This is a genomic window from Bradyrhizobium liaoningense, from assembly GCF_018130825.1.
Lineage (GTDB): Bacteria > Pseudomonadota > Alphaproteobacteria > Rhizobiales > Xanthobacteraceae > Bradyrhizobium > Bradyrhizobium liaoningense_B.
Map to the genome: position 1 here is coordinate 26109 of NZ_JAFCJS010000015.1, position 21456 is coordinate 47564.

General features: G+C 60.7%; 19 protein-coding genes. 4 read left to right on the forward strand and 15 right to left on the reverse strand.

Going from position 1 to position 21456, the window contains the following annotated elements; all coding sequences use genetic code 11:
• Positions 1-14 precede the first annotated feature (14 nt).
• From JQ603_RS37045 to JQ603_RS37060, 4 genes are all read right to left on the reverse strand, one after another.
• The gene (locus JQ603_RS37045; RefSeq protein ID WP_212348263.1) at positions 15-521 is read right to left on the reverse strand and encodes an A24 family peptidase; all 507 of its coding nucleotides are present in this window, start codon (positions 519-521) and stop codon (positions 15-17) included.
• Between the two features lie 215 nt (positions 522-736).
• A complete protein-coding gene (locus JQ603_RS37050; protein ID WP_212348266.1) occupies positions 737-949 on the reverse strand; it encodes a hypothetical protein in 213 nt (70 codons plus the stop codon).
• Positions 950-1183: 234 nt separating this feature from the next.
• Complete coding sequence (locus JQ603_RS37055; RefSeq protein ID WP_212348269.1) at positions 1184-1396, reverse strand: hypothetical protein; 213 nt, start codon at positions 1394-1396, stop codon at positions 1184-1186.
• Positions 1397-1880: 484 nt separating this feature from the next.
• Positions 1881-3407, reverse strand: coding sequence for a hypothetical protein (locus JQ603_RS37060; RefSeq protein ID WP_245004127.1), 1527 nt, complete (start codon positions 3405-3407; stop codon positions 1881-1883).
• Positions 3408-3780: 373 nt separating this feature from the next.
• On the opposite strand from JQ603_RS37060, the gene JQ603_RS37065 reads away from it, so the two are divergent.
• Complete coding sequence (locus JQ603_RS37065) at positions 3781-5007, forward strand: glycosyltransferase family 87 protein (protein ID WP_212348271.1); 1227 nt, start codon at positions 3781-3783, stop codon at positions 5005-5007.
• A 407-nt stretch (positions 5008-5414) separates the two neighbouring features.
• Here the strand turns inward: JQ603_RS37065 and JQ603_RS37070 are convergent, their stop codons facing one another.
• From JQ603_RS37070 to JQ603_RS37080, 3 genes are all read right to left on the reverse strand, one after another.
• Complete coding sequence (locus JQ603_RS37070; RefSeq protein WP_212348274.1) at positions 5415-5696, reverse strand: hypothetical protein; 282 nt, start codon at positions 5694-5696, stop codon at positions 5415-5417.
• Positions 5697-5797: 101 nt separating this feature from the next.
• On the reverse strand, positions 5798-6046 hold the full coding sequence (locus tag JQ603_RS37075) for a hypothetical protein (RefSeq protein ID WP_212348277.1): 249 nt from the start codon (positions 6044-6046) through the stop codon (positions 5798-5800).
• Between the two features lie 856 nt (positions 6047-6902).
• Complete coding sequence (locus JQ603_RS37080) at positions 6903-7313, reverse strand: helix-turn-helix domain-containing protein (protein ID WP_349630778.1); 411 nt, start codon at positions 7311-7313, stop codon at positions 6903-6905.
• A 503-nt stretch (positions 7314-7816) separates the two neighbouring features.
• On the opposite strand from JQ603_RS37080, the gene JQ603_RS37085 reads away from it, so the two are divergent.
• Positions 7817-8401, forward strand: coding sequence for a hypothetical protein (locus JQ603_RS37085; RefSeq protein WP_433996673.1), 585 nt, complete (start codon positions 7817-7819; stop codon positions 8399-8401).
• A gap of 91 nt (positions 8402-8492) precedes the next feature.
• Here JQ603_RS37085 and JQ603_RS37090 read toward each other — a convergent pair whose 3' ends face one another.
• Genes JQ603_RS37090 through JQ603_RS37100 form a run of 3 tightly spaced genes read right to left on the reverse strand, consistent with a single transcriptional unit; the run spans position 8493 to position 12121 of the window.
• The gene (locus JQ603_RS37090) at positions 8493-9035 is read right to left on the reverse strand and encodes a hypothetical protein (protein ID WP_212348286.1); all 543 of its coding nucleotides are present in this window, start codon (positions 9033-9035) and stop codon (positions 8493-8495) included.
• Positions 9036-9040: 5 nt separating this feature from the next.
• A complete protein-coding gene (locus tag JQ603_RS37095) occupies positions 9041-10399 on the reverse strand; it encodes an HlyD family type I secretion periplasmic adaptor subunit (RefSeq protein ID WP_212348289.1) in 1359 nt (452 codons plus the stop codon).
• 9 nt (positions 10400-10408) lie between these two features.
• Positions 10409-12121 (reverse strand): type I secretion system permease/ATPase, encoded by a 1713-nt coding sequence (locus JQ603_RS37100; RefSeq protein ID WP_212348292.1) that lies wholly within the window; start codon positions 12119-12121, stop codon positions 10409-10411.
• 698 nt (positions 12122-12819) lie between these two features.
• Between JQ603_RS37100 and JQ603_RS37105 the strand changes: the two genes are divergently transcribed.
• Positions 12820-15201, forward strand: a complete 2382-nt coding sequence (locus JQ603_RS37105; RefSeq protein WP_212348295.1) for a S8 family serine peptidase — start codon at positions 12820-12822, stop codon at positions 15199-15201.
• Between the two features lie 65 nt (positions 15202-15266).
• Here JQ603_RS37105 and JQ603_RS37110 read toward each other — a convergent pair whose 3' ends face one another.
• The 3 genes from JQ603_RS37110 to JQ603_RS37120 all read right to left on the reverse strand — a co-directional run bounded on the left by JQ603_RS37110 (position 15267) and on the right by JQ603_RS37120 (position 20185).
• Entirely contained in the window at positions 15267-19001 is a 3735-nt protein-coding gene (locus tag JQ603_RS37110) for a beta strand repeat-containing protein (protein WP_212348298.1), read from the reverse strand.
• Positions 19002-19333: 332 nt separating this feature from the next.
• On the reverse strand, positions 19334-19681 hold the full coding sequence (locus JQ603_RS37115) for a hypothetical protein (protein ID WP_212348301.1): 348 nt from the start codon (positions 19679-19681) through the stop codon (positions 19334-19336).
• Positions 19682-19747: 66 nt separating this feature from the next.
• Positions 19748-20185 carry a hypothetical protein gene (locus tag JQ603_RS37120; protein WP_212348303.1) on the reverse strand — a complete coding sequence of 146 codons (438 nt, stop codon included), beginning with the start codon at positions 20183-20185 and terminating at the stop codon, positions 19748-19750.
• A 246-nt stretch (positions 20186-20431) separates the two neighbouring features.
• On the opposite strand from JQ603_RS37120, the gene JQ603_RS37125 reads away from it, so the two are divergent.
• Complete coding sequence (locus JQ603_RS37125; RefSeq protein ID WP_212348306.1) at positions 20432-20878, forward strand: hypothetical protein; 447 nt, start codon at positions 20432-20434, stop codon at positions 20876-20878.
• A 16-nt stretch (positions 20879-20894) separates the two neighbouring features.
• Here JQ603_RS37125 and JQ603_RS37130 read toward each other — a convergent pair whose 3' ends face one another.
• Positions 20895-21113, reverse strand: a complete 219-nt coding sequence (locus JQ603_RS37130; RefSeq protein WP_212348309.1) for a hypothetical protein — start codon at positions 21111-21113, stop codon at positions 20895-20897.
• 50 nt (positions 21114-21163) lie between these two features.
• Positions 21164-21418 carry a hypothetical protein gene (locus tag JQ603_RS37135; protein ID WP_212348312.1) on the reverse strand — a complete coding sequence of 85 codons (255 nt, stop codon included), beginning with the start codon at positions 21416-21418 and terminating at the stop codon, positions 21164-21166.
• Positions 21419-21456 lie beyond the last annotated feature (38 nt).

A 21456-nucleotide genomic window follows, 5' to 3' on the forward strand; every position in this document is an offset into this window, starting at 1 on the left:
AAGCCGATGACATATCAAAAACCCCTGTTCAAAATCGCTCCGATACCGCCGCAGGCTATGGCGACGCCATAGGGAAGCGGCGCACGCCGCAAATGACGCCAGCGCTCGACCGCATAGACGCGACGCGGCAGCGATGATCCGGCTGGCGCTACGCTGGGATGAGGCAGGCTCCGCATCATCACGTGCACCAGGGCAAGAACGCCGCCCGCCAAAGCCGTGATCGTCAGCAGCTGAACGACGCCCATCCACGGCAGACCAAGCGCCAGCGCGACCAGCAACTTGACATCGCCCCCGCCGATCGATCCGTGCCGGTAGACAATGAACAGCACCATAAACAGAACCGTCGCGATCAAGAGCGACCCGGCGATGCCAGCAGGATTGGTCAAATGACCGGCGATCCCGAGGATCGCCAGGGCCAGACAAATCTCATTGCTGATTATGCGTGTCGCGACGTCCATGGTGGCGACATAGAGAAGCAGCAAGATCTGCAAAATGGCGGCTATGGAGACGATCCAACTCATCAAGCACAAACCCCGAGCACGTCCAATAAAGCGGCCTTAAAGAGGCCCAATTAGAACGGGCCACGGCGGCCGTATAAACAATATAAATCGCAGTGGCGCCTATGGCGGCCCTGAATCCGTCAATGCAACCTTGATGGGCTGAACGCCAAACCGGAAAAATATATAGTCAGCGTCCAATCCATCATCGAGTGAAACTCACTGAAGCAATCGCCATACTATCCGGCGGCAGCGATGACCTTCGCAGAGATGCTCGAGATTGCACTGCTCAGCGCGGCTGAGATCGGACCGCTTCCGCCGGCACCGAACGCAAGACCGACCGCGGCGACGATACAAGCGGCAACGATGACGTACTCGAACGACACCACGCCCCTCTCGTTCTCGCGAAGACGCTTCAGAGCTTCACTGACTTCGACAAAATGCCTCAACACGTGACACCTCTTCAGTTGAGTTCAACGCCGTGGCCGCCCTGGTTCGGAACGAACGACGTCAGCTCGCACCATCCATGGATCACCCTATCGGAATGTCTGCCGACGAGGTCTTCAACGGTAGACTGGCTGGTGGCACAATTGGTTCAACCGACATGGCCACGAAGCAGTCGCGCTCGAGCCGTAGAAGACAGGGCCACAATTCACTGACCCCGTCTTCTAGTCCCGATCAATCGCTTATCCGACCGCCGAAATGACCTTCGCGGAGATGCTCGAGATTGCACTGCTCAGGGCGGCCGAGATCGGACCGCTTCCGCCGGCACCGAACGCAAGACCGACCGCGGCGACGACACAAGCGGCAACGATGACGTACTCAAACGACACCACGCCGCCGTTGTCGGCCCGCAGGCGCTTCAGGGCTTCCGTGGTCTTGATGTAAAGCTTCAACATGGGAAATTCCTTCTACTAAGATTAAAACCTGAGGGTGCGTCGGCCGATGAAAGCCTGAGCCAACAATTTAAAATTTATATACAGAACGTAAATCTTGTCACCTGCTAATCCTTTATTAACCTTACTCCATAAGGGCTATTCCTGTATTCCTACGGTGATTGGAACCATAAAAGGAGGCGATTTGCCGCTTTTTGCCGCTCCCTGCCGGCTACCGAGGCACTCCTAACTCAGAAGCCAGAACTTTGCGCTTGCCGTAAAAGAACCGTCAGCGGTCTTGTCGGATTTTTTAATTTTCGAACTTTTTTTATTATTCCGAATTGATCCGCAGCGCGAATTCGCAGAGGCCGAATTCTCCGATGCGCCAATAAAGCGGCCTTACAACTCCGACGCCGTCACAAACCTGGGATTGCATCAGTTGGAGACGGACGGACGCTTCCTTGCGCAGCCATCGGTCCTTTTGCTGGGCGAACTTCCGTGGACGCCCCTATTTCGAGGTCGCTACGCTTTCCGGGTGCCTGCGCCGAACGTGGGCGACAGCCACGTCGTCGGAATACGCGCGTTCCCATTCAGGCAACCGGTCGAGCAGACCGACAGCCGGGGTCGTCGGGAAGAGCAGTGTCGAATCGATTTTGTATTCATCGAGCAGCTTGATGAAATCCGGGATATCCTCAAGCGAGAGGACCCGCATGTAGCGGCTGAGAAATTCCGGACCATACAATTCGGCGCGCGAATCGATGAATGTCGGCATGCGCTGGAAGATCAAATAGCCGCCGAAGTAGTAATCATTCAGGACGCGCTCTGCCTTTCGCTCCTTGAGCTTCTCCACTGCAGCACCCGGAACAAGCGGCAGCGATCGATCCTTCGTCACAAGGATCACACCGGTCACGATCGATACGACCGCAAAAAACGTGATGAGGTGCGTCGTCCTCACCGGAATCGCCTTCCGGTGCTCCTGCCGCAAGACATGCTGCGCCAACGGGTCAGCAATCAGGAATGGGGCAACCATCGCGAACACGTCGACATAGCGCTGGTGAGCGAGAGTTTCGTAGACGAGCGCGAGCAGTGCGGCCATCCTGAGAAAAGGCAGCTTGAACCCGCTGTAGAGCGCGTAGGCAGCACCACCAAGCAGGCAAACCGTAAACGGGTGTAGAGAGCCGAAATCAATCGGCCTCCACTCGCCAATTGTCGAGAGGACCGACCCAAGGCTCAAGATCCGTGTTGTAACCAGGATGGATTCGATCCCATACGGGGTCACACAGCCGGCCCCAAGCGCCAACACCCCAAATCGGAACCAATGCAGCGCGACCGTCAGGCGGGACGATTTGTCCGCGTTCCAAATCGCCTCAAGGGCAAACGGTGCGATCATGGCGATGCCCAACGTGAAGCTTCCGTGGAGATTCGCCCATAGCGTGATGATCAGAAGATAGGTCCATGGAGGCGTCCGTCGCGCGTCGGTAGCCCGAAGCAGACCGTCGACCCACAGCACCATCAGTGGAAAAATCAATACATGCGGCCGGGCCAGGATGTGGTGCACCGTCATGGCTATGCCGGCACTCACCAGGATCGTGACCGGCACGTTCGACAGTCTCTTAAGAAGACAATGGGCAAGCAGGAAGAACGCCGTAGAAGCCGCCAACGCAGCTAGAAGCGCAGGGCCGAGCCACCCTGCCAATTTGAATGCAAGAAAATACAGGACTTCTGACAACCACGCGCTGGTGATCCAGGGCGCGCCGTGCTTCGTAAAGGAAAAGGGGTCAACATAAGGTACGGCGCGATGATCAATAATCCATTCGCCGACCACAACGTGCCAATAGGTATCGGCATCACGTAATATCTCGCCGATCTTGCCGATAAGAATCAAATAGGCCGTTGTGGCGAGGATCAACGGCAGCCAGGCCCGAAGATGATCACTACGCGGAAGGCTCTCTGTCTTTACGCTATTCGCATCCATGTGTTGCGAACCAATGCTTAACCGGTATGTTTTGCGTCCTTGAAAGCCAATCATTGTCATTTTAGGCTCGTGGAAGCAACGTCAAGTGTTCAAACTGATTAATCGCCTCACCATCATCATCGATAGCAGCAGATGGATCGCGTGGCCTGACGATACCGCAGGAAGGGCTGAATGGAGTCCGGGAAGACTTGGAGCGGCGGCCCGCGGCCGGAACCGAGAACACTGACGGGCTTCGTGGCGTGGCCGGCACGACCGTCGCTTTGGCCCCCTTTCAACAGTTTCCGCCCGACGGCGCCGACGCGTTTTTCATATGGTACGCTGCCGTTTTTTGCCGTAGCGGCTTCACGCTCTCCTTTGCCCGCGCGCAACGCCATCCGCGGGCTCCAGGGCATGCGCCCTGCTCCGATTGTTTCCTAGAGCACCGGACCTGGCCATGGCTTGCTCTTCCCACGAACCCGCCTCGGCCCAAACCAAGGTCCCCGCTTCGTCCCGGAAAATGCTTTTTGCAGTGCTTTTTGTGCTGTCCGCGGCGAACCTGACGGCTTGCCTGATCGCTTACATTTCGCGGGTATGGATTTACGATGGCGATGGATTCGGCATTCCGGTGGATTTCGTCAGCTTTTGGGCCGCCGGGCGCCTTGTGCTCGATGGCTTGCCGGCACAAGCCTTTGACTGGGACATCCATCGGCAAATCGAAATTGCGGCGCTTGGACAGGATTTCGCCGGTACCTTCCCCTGGCACTACCCGCCACCATTCCTCTTCGTCGCATCACTGATGGCGCTGCTGCCCTATGGTGCAGCGTACCTCGGGTGGGTTGTTGTCAGTTTAGTGCCGTATGTTGCCGTCGTGCGGGCAATCGTCGGTCACAACCTCGGCGTACTGCTCGCACTCGCCGTACCGATCGTTTTCTTCAACGCGCTGGTCGGACAGACCGGATTTTTGACCGCTGCGCTGATTGGCGGCACGCTCTATCTCATTCCGGTGCGCCCGGGGCTCGCAGGCATTTGCCTTGGTCTATTGACTTACAAACCGCAATTTGGGCTGCTGTTTCCCATCGTGCTCATGGCGGCGGGACATTGGCGCGTATTCATTAGCGCCACCGTGACGACCATCGCGATGTTGCTCATCTCCACACTCGCCTTTGGCACTGCGAGTTGGCTGGCATTTTTCTACTGGCTGTCGCACTCCTCGAATGTGATCTTGGTCGATGGTAGGTTTAGTTGGTGGAAATTGATGAGCCTCTACTCTCTGGTGCGTCATTTCGGCGGCACCGAACAGCTGGCCTGGGCCCTCCAGCTCATCCTCGTTGTGAGCACGACGCTGGTCCTCGTGCTGATGTGGCGCAGCCGCGTACCCTATGGTTTGAAGGCGGCCGCCCTATCCGCAGGCACGCTGTTGGTCACGCCTTATATCGCCATCTATGACATGTTGATCCTCACGATTTCCATCGCCTTCCTGTTTCGCGTAGGACTGAGGAGCGGCTTCCGGAGCTACGAGCTGCCTGCGCTGGCCGGCACGCTCGTACTCGTTCTCACTTTCCTTACGAGCACGCCAACGGGACTGGGAGCGACCCTCATCGTCTCGATACTGATTCTTGCGCGTGCCGGTTCGTGGTGGCGACGCGAGCCCGCGCCACAATCGGCCACGGCAGGCGTTTAGGCGGCGGTTGGCGTCGCCAGCCTGTCAAGACAAATTGCGTGAGAAGAACGATCCTGATCCGCACCGGTCGACCCGCCCAGGCCAAAACCCAAGTAACTTGACCTGGTCATGGGATAAGAGCGCGCAGTCAAACTGCTCGCGTCGCCTTCCCTCAGTGTGTGAGCTCGAGCTTCCGCATTTCGGTCATGCGTGCCAGACAATATTCGCGGTACAGGTCGTTAAGAATTGCCCACATGATGAATCCCCATCGCTCGAAGCAAGGACAGACTGGCCCGGCAACGTTTCAGCGCGATGTCGGCAATCGGGGAAACGAGTTTCCGGACGGTTTCGCAGCCCGCTAATTGGGTCAGGCTTTATGCCATTTTAATGGTGCGGGCTTGGATAGCTTCCTTCCCTTTAAGGGTCATTTATCCCGGATCAGCCGGCTCCGTTGCGGCCCCGGTCGAGAGAAAACGGAAGTTTGGTTTTGGCAACGTACGCCCCTCGTGATCGGACAGGGCCTTGGCGTGCTCGCGTGTGTGCTTGGCCTCGGCGATCAGGAGGCAGCGCCTCAGCTCCTCGCTGCAACGCCTTGCCTGGGCGCGCATCTGGCACTTGTCGTCAGCGGGAATGGAGGATTTGGCGAGACTGCTCCATGTCGCCGCCAGCGACTTCTTGAGCAGCTCAATCTTGCGCTCCAGATCGTCCAAACGCTGCTCCGTCGATCCTCTACGGATACACGCTTCGAACGAAGCTAAGCCGATTCTCCTGTTTCGTGGAACCCCGTAGGGTACCGCCCCTCGCGGTCCGCCTATGAAGTGCCGAGCCTCGTCCAGACTGCATGGACGATGAGGAAAATGGATAACGCCCCCAGCAACCAACCCAATTCGCTGCCGGTCTGGCGCTCATCAAATTCACGATTGGGGTCGCTCTCGCGGCCGAACGGGACCTCTGGTGCCGGCCGTTGCGAGCGACCGGCTCGTCCGGGTACGCGCCGCAACAGTCGACGAACGATCGTCTCCCGCTCGGCAATGCTGCTTCCGTCAGGATCGGCCGGCATCGTCAGTCTCGCCCGGCTTTACGAGAGGGTCGTCGTTGCATCAAGGACATGAGGCGCGCCAGGCGGTTGACGCGGCGAATGCTGTCGGAAAAGCGGGCTGCGGGAGTGCGGTGTCGAATGTGGAAAACAAGCTTTCGAAGGCGACCGAGCATGATGTTCCTCGCAACATGACAGAGCGCATGAGAACCCGAGTGTCCTGGTCAGCTGCCGCCGACCAGCGAGCGACGAGCGCGGCAGACGTGGTGATCCGGCATGGCGCGTCGGGACAGGCGCGCGATGGGCATTGGCGAGGAAGGCGCGCAGCTTCAGGACTTCGTCGGCGCGAGCCTGCCGAGGAGAACTCGGGTGCCGGTGTCGTCGACAACACGCGACGGAGGACGGGCCAGATTCCAAATGCTCAGGGTGCTGAAATTTCTGTTCATTGCATCGCCTCGAATGACGCGTTGGCGGCTGAAACGAAATTTACGTGGGGATTAAATTGGCTTTAACTGCGAAACTATGTCACGGACCCAACTTGGCCACAAGCGCCGCTGGCAATCATAGCTCATCGACTACGCGTGAAATCGATTCAGGTTGAAACGCGACCGTGGTTGCAAACCCGACACCCCGACGATCATTGCCTCCGCTCGCCGGGTGTGCGCCTTCTGAATAACTCCGGGAAAGCGCAGCCCCGGTTGAAAGGCGCCCGCAAGCGCGCAGCATCCAGGGTTGCCCGACTGACGGAGCCGTTTGGCGCCAGGCGAGCCCCCCGCGTCAATTGCAGCCTGGTCGATTTCGTGAATTCCGATATAAACGCCGGTAAAGGAGCCTGGCGTTGTTCGCCGATATCCCCGGCCGAGATACGGCGCTTCGCCTTCTAGATTTCCCGATCGCTGGCCGAAGAGATCCGGACATGGAAGCCTTTTGCCTCGATGGCGCGGATCAGCTGTTCGAGGCTCATCTCGTCCGGCCGCAGCGAGAGCTGATCCGAGGGAGCTTGATCCTGAGTATTCACAAGGTGAACACCGTCCTCGAGAAACTCAGCGCTGACGTTAAGCACCCTTGCCACGGCCTTTATGGTGGCGGGCTTGGGCACCCTGCCGCGCTTCTCCCAATGCCAGATCGCGGGGGGCGTCACGTCAATCCGCCTGGCCAGCTCGGTGATGGTCATCGACCGCTCCTCGCGCAGCTGCTTCAAGCGCGAACCGAAGTTGGCAATCGTCTTGTTCTTTAATTTAGGCACCTGTAAATTCCATTTGCATGTGTGGGAATCAACGTTAACGACCACAGGTAGGTGAGATTACGGTCTCGTTCGTTTTCAAGTCAATCATCGATCCATAGGATTTCGCCTTCAGAAAACCGGTGCGGTTCGTTGCAATCCCGTGCAATCGGTCAGCCCAACTGCCCTCTTCGGTCTCGTTCAGCCGGCCGGGTATGCAAGGTCCGAGCCACAAACTGGAAAGACAATTTCGCTCGGCGTCACACGTTCCTAACTCCATAGCTCGACGCTGGCGTGACAGGTGACCCGGGCTGCGGACGGCCGCTCCGCCGAGGGAAAGGTTGGCCGGTTACGGCCCTGTAATGCCTCGGCGGCGTTAAGTAAACAGGCAAGACAGTCCCCGCCGCTCCTTCACTCGATTGATCGGTGATCGCTCCAATGTCACTATGCGCCGGATTGAGCGGGGTAAGAGTTTGGCCGGACGGGCTTTTCTTCGTCGCGGGACACGGCCCGGCAGAGGGGATTGCGTGAGCATTTGGCGGCGTTTTTTATGTCGGATGCGGTCCGGGCTGTTGCTGTCGACCGGGGCGCTTTTTGCTCTTGCGGCTCCTTGCGCCGCGCAGACGGCCGGGCCCCGTCCGGCAGCGGAGCAAAGTCCCGACGCTCCCAAGCGCATCGAGCATCGTCAGCCTCTGATCGACATCCTTGCACACATGTCCGGCAAGTGCACGACCCTCAAGATCGCGGGTCGCAGCTACGCCTGCAAGGCCGTCGCCTACGCCCATAACGAAGCCGGACGTGTGAGCTTCGCGGTGGCCATCGAGGATCCGGCGGACGACGGCCACGTCGTGTCTTTCTCCGGCGAGAAGGGAAAGCGCTTCGACGACAATTCCTACGAGCTTCCGATCGATCGGATGCTGTTGAATTCAAAGCACCGGCCGAAAGTCCATGGGCTGCCGGTGCCTGCGGAGGAGGCATCGACCGGCATCTGCCGCCAGTTCGGCAACTTTGCCGCGCGACGGGTCTCGAGTGTCACCTGCAGTGCAACGGACTCGCGGGGGCAGAGCTATGAACTGCTGTTCGTGTCGGACGGCTCTCCCATCGGCGTTCGACGCGTGAGGCAGTCAGCCGCGTCGATCGACGACCCGTTTAAGTAGTCCTGCAGCCAAATAGTCCTACAGCGACGCGGGCAGGTTTTCTGCGTTGCCCTTGCGGACCAGGATTTCGCTGCCGCCTCGCCAAGCGAGTTCAATAGCAATTCTGAGAATTGCCCCCGAGCCGGGCACACGCATCCGAATTGGAAGCCCGCCACTGAACCACGGCTAACGGGCCGCGTCCCTGCCCGCCTTCCGACGGCGCTCCTCTCAGCCTTTCCGCCTCTTCCGCCACGATGGCCCTGTGCGCCTTCGCAATCTGGTCATTTCGTTCAAGCAGCGACACCTTGCCGGCCGCGACCTGGACGGCGAGCGCTTTGCGCAATGCATTTTCGCGGTCGAGCAGCTCCGGAAATGGCAAGCCGGGCCGGACCAAGAGCTCCGTTGCTTTCACGATGCAATCGGCACGCGCAACGGCTTGCGCGCTCTGATCGGGAAATGCATTGCGGCAGTCCGCAAGCGTCTCGGCAAGATTCACCGACGAATCTTCGCTTTCGCTCTGAAGCGCCAGTCGCGTTCCGCCGCACCCCGCAAGCAGGCTGAACAGCAGCACAACAACGGCATGGCGCATCATAAACGGGGCTTTAACGCGTCGGCGCCGCGAGCTGATGGCCCGTGCGAGCTCGACCGGGCCCATGCTTCCTATTTCTGGCGGAAGGAGTGATTGAACGACATGATCAACGGGCCGACGAGATATTCAAATGCCGTGCGCTGGACGGTCGGGATCATGACCGTTGCCGGCATTCCCGGATAGAGCCTGATGTTCGGCATGGCCGCGAGCTCGTCCTGATCAATTCGCACGAAGGCCGTGTAGTATGGGTTGTTGCTCTTGGGGTCGGTCAGACGATCTGCCGAGACCTGGATGACGTCGCCATGAATGATCGGCACGATCCGCTGCTTGTAAGCCGTGAGGTGAACTTCCGCACGTGTGTTGGGATGCACGTCGCTGATGTCCTCGACCGCCACCTGCGCTTCGATCGTGAGCCCATCCAGCTCCGGGACGATGTCCAGGATCTTGTCGCCGCGCTGTATGACGCCGCCGACTGAAAAGACGTTGAGGCCGACCACCTGGCCGCTGTAGGGCGCGCGGATCTCCATGCGCCCCAGGACCGCCTTGGCGTTCATGGCCTTCGGGATGACCTCCAGAATCTTCGCTTGCGTGTCGCGAAGGTCCTTGGTCACGTCGGTCATTCGGTCATTGTCGAGCTGCGCCATTTGCTGCTGTTGCTCGGCAATTGCCTGGCGCGCTTTGGCAATGTTGGCGTTCGAATCCGCGATCTGGCCCTCGAGGCCGTAGGCGGTACGCTCCAGTTGCAGAATACGCGGGCGCGCGATAAGGCCCCGCTCGACGAGAGGCGCGATATCCCGCGCCTCGCTGTGAACGGAGTTGATCTGGTCGGTAAATGACTTCACCTGCGCCTGGGCGCCGACGATCTGCGAGCCGAGCTGGTTGATCTTCTCGCGGATGACGCTGCGCTGTCCCTCCAGCGCGGCCCGGCGGCTCTCGAACTGGCTGACCTGCCCGTTCCAGACGCTCTTGAGATAGGGATCTTCGGAACGCGCCTTCAGATCCGACGGCATCACGAGCTCGGAGCCGTGATCGAGCTCGGTCAGGAGCCGAACCTCCGTGGCACGAAGCACGGCCCATTGCTGCGTCAGAACTTCGTATTCAGCACGCGCCTGGGTCTCATCCAGCACGATCAGGAGGTCACCGGAGCGGACCTTGTCGCCCTCCCTGACCCGCAGCTCCTTCACGATGCCGCCGTCAAGGTGCTGGACGCTCTTGCGATTGCCGTCAACCTTGACGACCGCGTTCGCGACAACGGCGCCGTTGAGCGGCGCGGTCAGCGCCCACGCACCAATCCCGCCGAAGAATACGGCAATAATGACCCAGCCGGCGAGAGAGATACGCCTGATCGAGTCGCTGGGCGGCCCGGCGGAATGACCGGCCCGGCTGCCAACAGCGGCGAAATTCTTGGGTGTTCCATCTAGAATGGCCATTGGGCGAGCCTAGCTGCTGGAGCCTTGCACGGCGTGCACGGGGACAGGACGGGTCAGCCGCGCCATGATCTCGGCACGAGGCCCGAACATCTCGGCGACGCCATCTCTGAGGACGAGAATCTTGTCGACGACCCCGATGGTCGCCGGCCGATGCGAGACGATGACAACCGTCGTCCCGCCCTTTTTCAGTTGCACGATGCAATCTGCCAGAGCGACATCACCTTCGGCATCGAGGTTCGAGCTCGGCTCGTCGAGCACGACGAGGCTCGGGCTGCCATAGACGGCGCGGGCGAGGCCAATCCGCTGGCGGAAGCCGCCGGACAGAATAGCGCCGCCTTCTCCGACCTGGGTGTCGTAACCGTGCGGAAGCCTCAGGATCATTTCGTGCACGCCGGCGAGCTGGGCGGCGAGGATGACGTCCTTGTCGCTTCCCTCGTCAAAGCGGCCGATATTGGCGGCGATCGTGTCCGAGAACAGCTCGATATCCTGAGGCAGGTAGCCGACATGGTCGCCGATCGCCCGCTTGACCCAGGTCGAGACGTCGGCGCCGTCCAGCCGCACGGCGCCGGCCGAAGGCGTCAGCACGCCGACAAGCTGGCGCGACAGGGTCGATTTCCCGGCCCCGGATGGGCCGATGACCCCGAGCACCTCTCCCGCCTCTACGGCAAAGGCAACGCCGCGCAGAATGGCCTTGGAGCTCCCCGGAGGAACGAAGGTGAGCGCCTCCACCGAGACGCGCCCCTTGGGCCTCGGCAGCGTGAGGCCGGCATCGAGAAGAGGATGCGCCGTAAGCAGCTCGCGAATGCGCAGGAACGCAGCACGCGCCGAGACAAGACCGCGCCAGGAGCCCACGATCTGCTCGACCGGCTGCAGCGCGCGGCCGAGCAGAATGCTGGCCGCGAACATCGAACCGACCGTCGTGACCCGCTCGATCACGAGATATGCGCCCAGCCCCAGGATCAGCGATTGCATGGCGAGGCGCAGAAAACGGATCAGGCTCTGGATCGCGGCGGCGCGGTCGCTTGCCGCGACCTGGCGCTCGAGCATCCGGTCGCGATCGCGACTCCAGCGCCGCAGCAGACCGCCGGTCATGCCCATGGCACGCACGACCTCGGTGTTGCGCAGGCTCATTTCGGTGAAGCTGTAGCTGCGCGCCGCGGCTTCGTTCGATTCCGTGAGCGGCAGCTTCACCAGCCACTCGCTCAGCAGCGCCATCAGCACCAGGATGACCGAACACCCCAGCGCAAAGGCCCCCAGGAACGGATGAAGCGCGAAGATCACCGCGATGTAGATGGGGGCCCAGGGCAGATCGAAGATCGCGTGGATGCCGGTCCCCGTGACGAACTGGCGAAACGTATCGAAATCGCGGAGCGCCTGGCTGCGGGCGCCGCCCGCGCCGGCGGAACGATCGATGATTGCCGTCATCACCCGTGAGGCGATCTTCCGGTCGAGGCGGATGCTGGCGCGGGTCAGCACTCTTGCGCGAACTGCGTCCAGCCCGGCAAGCGCCACGAACGCCAGCAGCAGCGCAATCGTGAGCATCAGCAACGTGATCTCGCTGGCGCTCGAGATCACGCGGTCATAAACCTGCAGCATGTAGAGCGGGCCGGCGAGGTACAGCAGGTTAATGGCAAGGCTGAAGATGCCAGCCGTCACGAAATAACCCTGGCATGTCTGCAGCAGGCGCCGGAGCTCGTCCGGCCTTTTGAAAGGCGCGTTCACAAAATCCGGCGGAGACCCGCCCCCCTAATCAAAAATGACGCCGGAGCGACAACGCCCGGCGGAATTAAAGACCTACTGGCAGCCGTTACAATTCTTGTCTAATCGATCACAATCTTTAGCACAGCCGCCGGCCCTGCGAAATAATCCTCGCTGGAAGGTAAAGCTGCCCGTAGAGCTACGGGGGCTTGCGCGTTTACGATATTTATCTTGACCAACCCACGGCTAAATGCAGCGGGTGTAGGCAGGCGGCACCAGCGGAACGCCGGCACGAACCCAAACAGCGGACATGGTTCGCATTTCCGCGGCGCAACATGCGCGAGCACGAGCTGAAAATTCCCTTTCCGGAAGAATGGGCGCAGGGAAGACCGGGCGCCGGGCTGCACCCGCAACCCCGTGTGCGGAGAAAGTGCGCACGGTCCGGCCTTCCCTGCGTGGATGGTTTAACGGCTTCCTTCGCGCTCTCCCCGGGGAGACAAGCTCTATTGCCACGAAAGGGCGGGCGTAACGAACATAAAACCCGATTTATGCGCCGTTAAAGAGATTGCGAAACTTGGACTGCCGTCGTCAGCGCTCTGGAACCGCTGATCCCAGTTTAACGGCTCGATTTACCCGCCTTTAATTCGCGCGGCCTTCCGATCCCTGCACCGACGCGCGACATCGCGCGCTTTTTCTTCCGTCGCACAGGGCAAGGAGCTTCAATGGCCAAGCGGGGCGTGAATGATCAGTACGGGAATTTCTCTGAAGCGAATGCAAATGCTCTGGAATGGGAATTCATCGGACTGAACATCGCCTCGGCAAATGTCGGATCGATGGACACTCCGGCGGTGCGCCAGGGTCATGGCATCGAAATGAGCTTTTCGGCTTCGGACGGCGGCGGTCCGGAAAGCTTCGCCGGGAAAAAGGGTGGCGGAGGTGCCACGAGCAGCGGAACGACAGGCGGGAGCACATCGGGTGGAAGTGGCACCTCGGGCACCGGCACTACTGTCGGGCAGGGAAACACGACCACGAAACTTGTAGCCGTAACAATCCTGTCGCCGACCCTGAACCCACCCACCGGCAACAGCACGCTGCCCAGTGACACGTACTTTTACAAGGAATGGAATCTGACCAGTAGCACCGGCGGCATCAATGTCACCAAGGCCTGGCAGAACTATACCGGACTGGGCGTCAAGGTCGGCGTCATCGACGACGGCATCGATTACAACAACACCGATCTTCATTCGCACTATCTCTTCAATCTGGACTATGACGCGACCAACGGCGGGAGCGATGCCTACGGCACGTCGACCGACAGTCATGGGACGACGGTTGCCGGTGTGATCGGCGCCGCGCGTGACGGCAGCGGCACTGTCGGCGTGGCTTACGATGCCGGGATCGCGGGCTTCCGCATCAGCTACGGCACCGGCGGCGGCCCGAGCCAGATTGCCGATGCCTTCAACCACGCGCTCTCGAGCGGCATGGACGTCGTCAACGCGAGCTGGGGCTACACGACCGCCTACTCGGACAACTTCTTCTCGTCTGCGTTCGCGTCGTCCAGGACCGCCATCCTCAATGAGGTCATGTACGGCCGCGGCGGCCTCGGGACCAGCATCGTCTTCGCGTCCGGCAACGGCCGGAGCTCGGGTGACAACGTCAACTACCACAACTACCAGAACGACCCGTATGCCATCGTCGTTGCCGGCGTCGATCCCACCGGACGCGTTGCAAGCTTCAGCACGCCGGGCGCAGCGCTCCTGGTCTCGGCACCGGGGGGCGCGTATAGCGACGACCGGGTCGGCAGCGCCGGCTACAACACCAGTGGCGACTACATCTCGATCTCCGGCACGTCCTATTCGGCCCCGGCGGTCTCCGGCGTCATCGCCCTGATGCTGCAGGCCAACCCCAATCTGGGATTTCGCGACATTCAGGATATCCTGGCCTATTCCTCCAAACAGACCGACCCGACCAGCGCCAGTTGGCACGTGAACGGTGCCCATGACTGGAACGGAGGCGGCCTGCACTACAGCGAGGACTACGGCTTCGGACTGGTCGACGCGACGGCGGCGGTTCGGCTTGCCGAAAGCTGGCGCTACCAGAAGACCTACGCCGACATGTCGACGGAATCGGCGACGCATGGTGACAACGCCGCGATTCCGGACGGCATCGGAAGCCTGAGCAGCCAGATCACCTTCGCCTCGTCGCTCAAGGTCGAGAAGATGGTGATCGATCTCAACATCACGCACGCAAGCCCCGGCGACCTCACCGTGACCTTGACCGGGCCCGACGGTACGAGCGCCACGCTCGCCTCGCATCCCGCGGGCGGCACCGGCAGCGGGATCGTGTTCGAGACCACCGCAAACAGCTTCTGGGGCGGCGACGCCAAGGGCACGTGGACCCTGACGGTCACCGACAGCGCATCAGGCAACAGCGGTACGCTGAACGGCTGGACGCTGACGGCGCTAGGCGATGCACCAACCACCCCGACCACCTACGTCTACACCGACGAATTCGCGACCATGGCCGGAAGCAACCGCGTCGTGCTCACGGACTCCAGCGGCACCGCACAGATCAACACCGCGGCCGTGACCACCGGCTCCTACCTGGATCTCAATCCGGGAGCGACCGACACCATCGCTGGCAAGACGCTTCAGATCGCGTCCACCTCGATCATCAAGAATGTCTGGGCGGGCGTCGGCAACGACACGATCATCGCCAACGATTTCGGCGACACGATCCAGGCCGGCCTCGGCAACAACACGATCGTCACCGGCAAGGGCGCGGATATTCTCTACGCGGCGCAAGCCGCGGGAAGCAGCGACATTTTCATGTTCAATGCGCTTTCGAGCACCACCGACACGATCCTGAACTGGGTGGCGGGCAACAACACCATCAATGTGGGGCAGCTGCTCAGCTCGATCGGCTATGGCGGCAGCAATGCTTTCACCGATGGCTGGCTCAGCTTCGTCTCCGATGCGAAGGGCGGCACCAACGTGGTCGTCGACGCGCACAACGGCGCGGCGCCGCAGGTCATCGTGGACATCGTCGGCATCGCGCCGACGCTGCTTCACGAGAGCACGACATCGTGGAGCCTGATCGTGTGATCAAGAAAAAGGCCCTGCGGCGATTTCGCCGCGGGGCCTGCTTGGGACTTCGTAGTTCGTCCCGCCTAGGCGTGATTGGCGATTCCCGCGATCGGATGCAGGCCAATCAGGTTCTGATCTTCCAGGATGCCCCAGAACGCGTCCACAGTATTGGCTTGAACGTCGTAGACCGGGCCGCCAAGGCTGTCCTGCCAGCCGATCAGGCTGCCGTCCGTCGATATCACGAAGCCGCCAGTCGAACCGTCGAGCCCATGGTTGTAGGCGGCGAGAGCGTTCTTCAGCCCCTCGCCGCTTGCATACACGGTGGTGGTGACGTCGTTGCCGGCATCGCTGTCGGTATTGGCCGCGATGTAGGACGACTTATAGGAGTATCCGGTCGAAGCAAGCTTCGACCACGAGTCGTCGCTCGAGGACATGCTCGTGCTCTTGAACGTGATGGCGCTGCCGTTCAAGGTGTAGTCCGTTCCGGCCCCATCGTTGATGATAGCCTGAACCGCTGGTGACGCCAGGTCATTTGCAGTCGAGAAATTGATCTTGCTGTTGCCGTTGCTGAAGGCACCCTGCCCCTTCAGCCACAACACCGCCTCCTCGATCAGGCCGGTTGGGGATGCATCAAAGCCCGGTGCCAGCCCGCCATGCGCCTGATCGTAGATATAGTCGTTGTACTCGTTGAGCTGCGCCGCAACCGCCTGGCTCGCCAGGATGATGCGGGCGTCGCCGGAGACCGGGCTGTTCGCGAGTATCTGAGCGGAGGCCAGATCAAAGAACAGATGACCCGACTCGCCAGTGACCAGACCGTCATGGTTCAGGTCGCCCATCAAAAGCCCGGAATCCCCGCCTCCGTTGTTGGCGCCCTTCACGAGGCCGAGACTGCTCGAAGGGCCGTTCGTCGTGAGCGTGCTGAGATCGTTCGAGCCGATCTTTGCGTCGTGGTCCCAATCGTACTTCGGAACCACGTTGATCTCCGAGCCGGAGCCTTTTTCGTCGCCGGACGTCGCATCCCACAACGTGAGGTGCGTCGACCAATAGCCCTTGGTCAGGCCGGCCAACGTCACGCCGATCGGCGTATAGCTGCTGGGATCGGTTGCGGTGGGCGTCGTCGAGTCACCGCAATCGTCGGAGACCGCATTGGTCGTGGCTGTGCCGATGTTGGTGTAGGCCGTTGCCCCCGCAATTCCGCTCGCCTTGAATTGCCAGGTTTCGCCGACATCGAGCACGTTGTTGTTGTTGAGGTCGCCGATGTTGTGGGTCGTATCCGACCCCAGTAGATCCGCGTTGGATCCAAACACCGTTGCCGCGGCAAAATCGTCGGCCGTCGTGCCCGTAGTGCCATTGTTGTCGGAAACGCCGACACCGGTCAGCCCGACATTGCCGTCGTTTGTGACCGCGTAGGTCCAGTTGATCACCTGCCCCACCAGGACTTTGGCGGAATCCGCACCATTCGTCTTCTTGTCCAACGTGATGTGCGGAGCGAGCCCGAAGTAGATGGCAGAATCGGAAGGATCGGCGGTGAACGTGTTGCTCGCACCGTCGGTGAAGCTGACGCTGACATCCGCCGTGTTGGTGTTGGGTCCACCGGCAACCCAATCGGCGAGCACGGTGTAGGTCCAGGTCTCGCCGACATCGAGGATGTTGTCGCCCGCCGTCCCGGTACCGGTGTCCGTGTGCGTCCCCAGCGCAAGCTGCGAGTCGGTGACGACCGGGTTCGCAAACGCGACGTTCCCAGTGTTCGTCACCGTAATGCGATACTCGACCTTGCCGTCGGAGTCCTTGAGCAGGTTGATCTTGGTATCGGCTTTCAGGACATCGCCGTCATCCGGACAGATGATGTCCTTGGAGATCGTCAGCGAGGGGTTGGCGCCGAAATAATTGGCGTCGTCCGAGTCGCTTGCGGTCGCGGTGTTTTCACAGTCATCGGTGAAGGTCGCCGATACCGTCGCGGTGTTGGTCTGCTGCCCTTCCGCCCAGGATGCGGTGATTGGACTACCACCGATGGCGTCGACGAGTTCGGACCCGCCGCTGCCGGCAACGGTGACGACCTGGTCGATTCCCAATTTGGAGTCGACCAGGTGAATGTCGAGGGACACGTCGCTATTGTTGGTGATCGTAAAACGATACTGAGGATCGTCGTACCCGGTGAGCAGGACCGGTCCAGTCGGATCGTTGGCGTCGGACCAGGTCTGACCGCCGTCGACGGACACCTCCTTCTTGATGGTGATCGAGTCGGGAGCCACCGTTACGCCGGTGTAGCCGCTGATGTCGAATGCGGTTGGATTGAGATCGGCGGGCGGATTGGCCGGGTTGTAGCCTGTCGCGCTCGTCGTGACGGTCCCCGTGTTCGAGTAGGCGCCGGCAACCGTCGTCCCCGTTGCAGAGTACTGCCAGGTTTCGGCTTCGTTGACACCGGTCGTTGTGGCGTCATCGGCATCCAGGATACCGTTATGATTGACGTCGCCGACGTTGTACTCCTGGCTGTTGAAAGTCACGGTGACGGCAGTCGCAGTGAAATCGTCGGCCGTCGTGCCGGGCGTCCCGTTGTCATCGGTCACAACGACGTTGTTCAGACCCACCGTTCCGGTATTCGTGACCGCGTAAGTCCACTTGACGTCTTCACCCGAGAGCAAGGTCTTGCCGGCGACGCTCTCTCCATCCTCCGGGCAGACAGTGTCCTTGGCGATGGAGACCGTCGCATGCGGGGTGGGTGGAGGCGTGACGTTGCCGGACGCCCGGTACGACCACTCCTCGAAAGTGCCGTCGACCCGCTCGCCGCTCACCCCACCGAAGACCGAATACAGGTATATGTAGGAACTGTTGCTAAGCCCCGCGAAGAAGGAGTTCGGGACGAGGAAGCTGTAGTCCGGATGACCATTGCCTGACGAGAGGTCGTTCAGCTTGAGCGAGACATCTCCGTCGGCACCTGCATCCATATTCCAGATCAGCGTCGCCGCCGCACCGAAGCCGGTGTCGGTGCCGCCGAGGGCACCTATCGGATCATAGCTGGTGAGTGCCGGATTGGATGAATAGTACAGCTTGAGAACGTCCAGGGAGATCAGGTTGTTGACGTTCTCGCCCAGATCCAGCCGGAATTCCCTGTAGTCCGTCCCGCCGACGTTGACGATCGCCATCGATCCCAATTGGACAGAATGGGTGAAGTTGCCTCCAACCTGATCGAATTGGAAATCCTGCGCACCGGTGCTGGGCTTGACGTCACCGTCGGTGTTGTAGCCCTGTTCGGTGTTATTGTTGCCGGCATTGTGGACCCGCAAGAACGACGGAAACTGACCGGTGCCGGACGAGCCCGTTGAACCGACCGGAATCTGTTCAATGGTCACCTGATTGACCTGGGCCGTAGAGCCCACGGTCGAAAGATCGACCTGCACCTGGTAGGAAATGTCTGTCGTCGCGGTGCCGCTGGAATCGGTAAAGGCGGTTGTGGCCATCAGGCCTGCGGTCTGGTCGATCGCGCTCAGCACGAAGGACTCGCCGGCTGCGTCGAAGCCGACGTTCCAGCTCGTCTGAACGACGCCGTTCGCGACGTTGTCGAGATCGCCGGCGCCGCCGTCCGTCACCGTCCATGGCGCATTCGTTCCGGATACAGGGATGCCATTCACGTCAGTGACTTCAAAGGTGACGGTGTCGCCGACGCCGACGTTCGCGGTGAAATAGGCGGTCGATCCCGGCGCATAATCGGCTTGGTCGGTGCTGATCGAGATGGCCGCGAGCGTGGGATCGGCGATCAACTGAGAGTCGTCGACAAGAACGTACACGCCGCTCGACGGATCGTACTTGTAAACTGCCATGACCTAAGCCTCCAAAAAAATCACAACAAAAATTCCAAAGTCACGTGGGAGGAGGCAGGAATGCCGCCTTCGGTTGCGCACGAAAAAAACCGACACGCGCGGACGCGCGTGCCGGCCTATGCAGACCTCCGTCGGCAAAAATCAATCAAAACAGCCTTGCCTGCCCAGAAATTCAAACAGGGAACTTTAAGCAACTCTTTACGATTAATGCAACGTTTACCCGGTAATTTGATAGTGACCGGCCGAGCCAATACCGGGAAATCTCGGCAACCTCCCCTTCCGAAGGTTAAATAATACCCCTCAGCGGATGTGGGCGGAAGGTCGCCTTGCCTTCAGCTTTCGGCTACGGACGGCGAAGCCATCGCCGCGGCCCGCGACTGCGCCGCGCCGTGCAACTCCCAAGCGCGCTGCATCCGCTCGGGTCGCGTTTCCTTCAGCAGCCTTCCCCAGGCTGTGCTGAAGGCCCTGATCGCCGTGTCCCTGTCCTGCGCTGCACCGCTCGCCCATGCCGGAAGGCCCATCGGGATCAGGACGAACCACTCCCAGGAACGATCGGCCCCGCTTGCATCGAGGGCGTGGCGGATCCTGCCGATCTCGCGGCCTTGCGACCAGACCGCGTAGTGATCCGAGATCTCGGGCCATTTCGGGCGAATGCTGAGGGTGATCGCGCTATTTATCATCGTAAATTCTTGTATGAATGGAGTTTAGGTGACGCGGGGCCAACGCTCCGCGGGGAGACAGCCGGTTCAGTCCTTGGGTGTCGCCCGCTGCGCCAGCAATGCATCAGCGCTCTTGGTCAGCCCTCCGGCCAGTTGTTTCGCAGCGTCCGGCGAGAACGCGTAACCGGCCTGGCCTTCCAGCCGGTGATTGAGGATGAAGAGCACGAGGCCGCGGCCGCTCGTGTCCGCGGAAATGGTGCAGTTCTTGGGGATTTCGAACCTCACCTCGTCGGCCTTGCCGGTCGCGCCCGGCTTGGCCTGCGCTGCGGCTTCAGCACCGGGGACGGCTGTTTCGGCGGCAAGTGCCGGCCCCCCGCCATGTGACGCCGCCGGCTGCGCGCCGCCTCGCACCTTTGTCAGTGCCGCGATCAGATCATCGACGCAGTCGCTGGCGAATCTCAGCTCCAGCGCCCCGGTATATTTGCCCGTGGTCTGGACGATGAATTCCTTTTTGTCATCCGACATGGTGGCGGAGCTCACCGCCGCAATCCTGATCGCCATTACTCAATGCCCCGAAATATGGTTGGAGCCTCGCTGGCCCCCTCTTGCCCAGTTCTGTGCCGACTATACCGCCTGGGGCGGCCCGGGATAACACCTCCGCTGGTCGCCCGAAGACCAGGCGCTGGATCAACCTTGCCGCATCCGCCTTGCCGCCTCCACATGAGCGACCTAGGATAAAGCCAAGTTACGGTCAATTCGCATTGCAACACGATGAATATAAATCCAGCTCACCGGATCATTGCAGAGTTGCGGCCGAAGTACGAGATCAAGATCGACCTCGACGAGCGATGCTTCCTGTTTCCGGCCGGAAAGTCGGTCAGCCAGCTGCTGTTGCTATCGGACGGCCACACCATCCTGATCGACGCCGTGTATCCGTTCAACCAGGCGCGCACGCCACCGCGGCTCGCAGCCCTTGATCTCGACGATGCCAGGGAGTTCGGCCGGCGGCTGGTCGAAGCGGTGCATACGGCGCGCACCCAGCTGGTAGGCACCAATGGCATCAGGATATCCATCAACGTCGTCGCCAATGGATATCACCTCCAGTTTGGCGACATGAACGCAGCGACCGAACTGTTTCTCGGCACCGGCTGCATCTGGCGTGTCTGCCAGGGCCTGCTCCGCATCGTCGACCTGATCGCGCCGATCGAATCCAACTGAGGCGGTGCCGGCCGATTCAGGACGCGGTCTCGACCAGCGGCTCCAGATAGCTGCGATGCAGCGTTTGCGGATGCTTGTGGCCGTCCAGAATGACCCGCAGCGCGTTCTTGGTCTGGGCAAAGCCGATGACCCGTCCGGTCCTGCCGTCCAAACGCTTGCTATGCTTGCCGAGGGACCTCACCCGGAAGCGGCTGCCGATCGCAAGATCCAGCACGAGCGCGTCGTTTTCATTCATGGCGATCAACTCTTCATCAAATGTCTTCCAGACACGATCACCCGGTCAACCTACAGGCTACGCTTCTCCACGAGGCTGCTGCAAAGCCGGCGATCATCCTCCGACATGCCGGGCGGCGTCTCCCCATATTTGAAATAGGCCAGGATATGCGCGAGACGGGCGGCGTGCTCGACGGCGCTTCGCCTTTTCGCGCGCTGCCAGGCCGTGCGCTGGTGCCCACTCATTGCGAGCTTTGTGGCAGTCTGCACCTCCATGGACAACACCGAGATCAGCGTGCCACGATCGACGTCGACGAGCGAATTCAACAAGACCTCTACGTCACGCATTCAGTTCAGTCCACCTC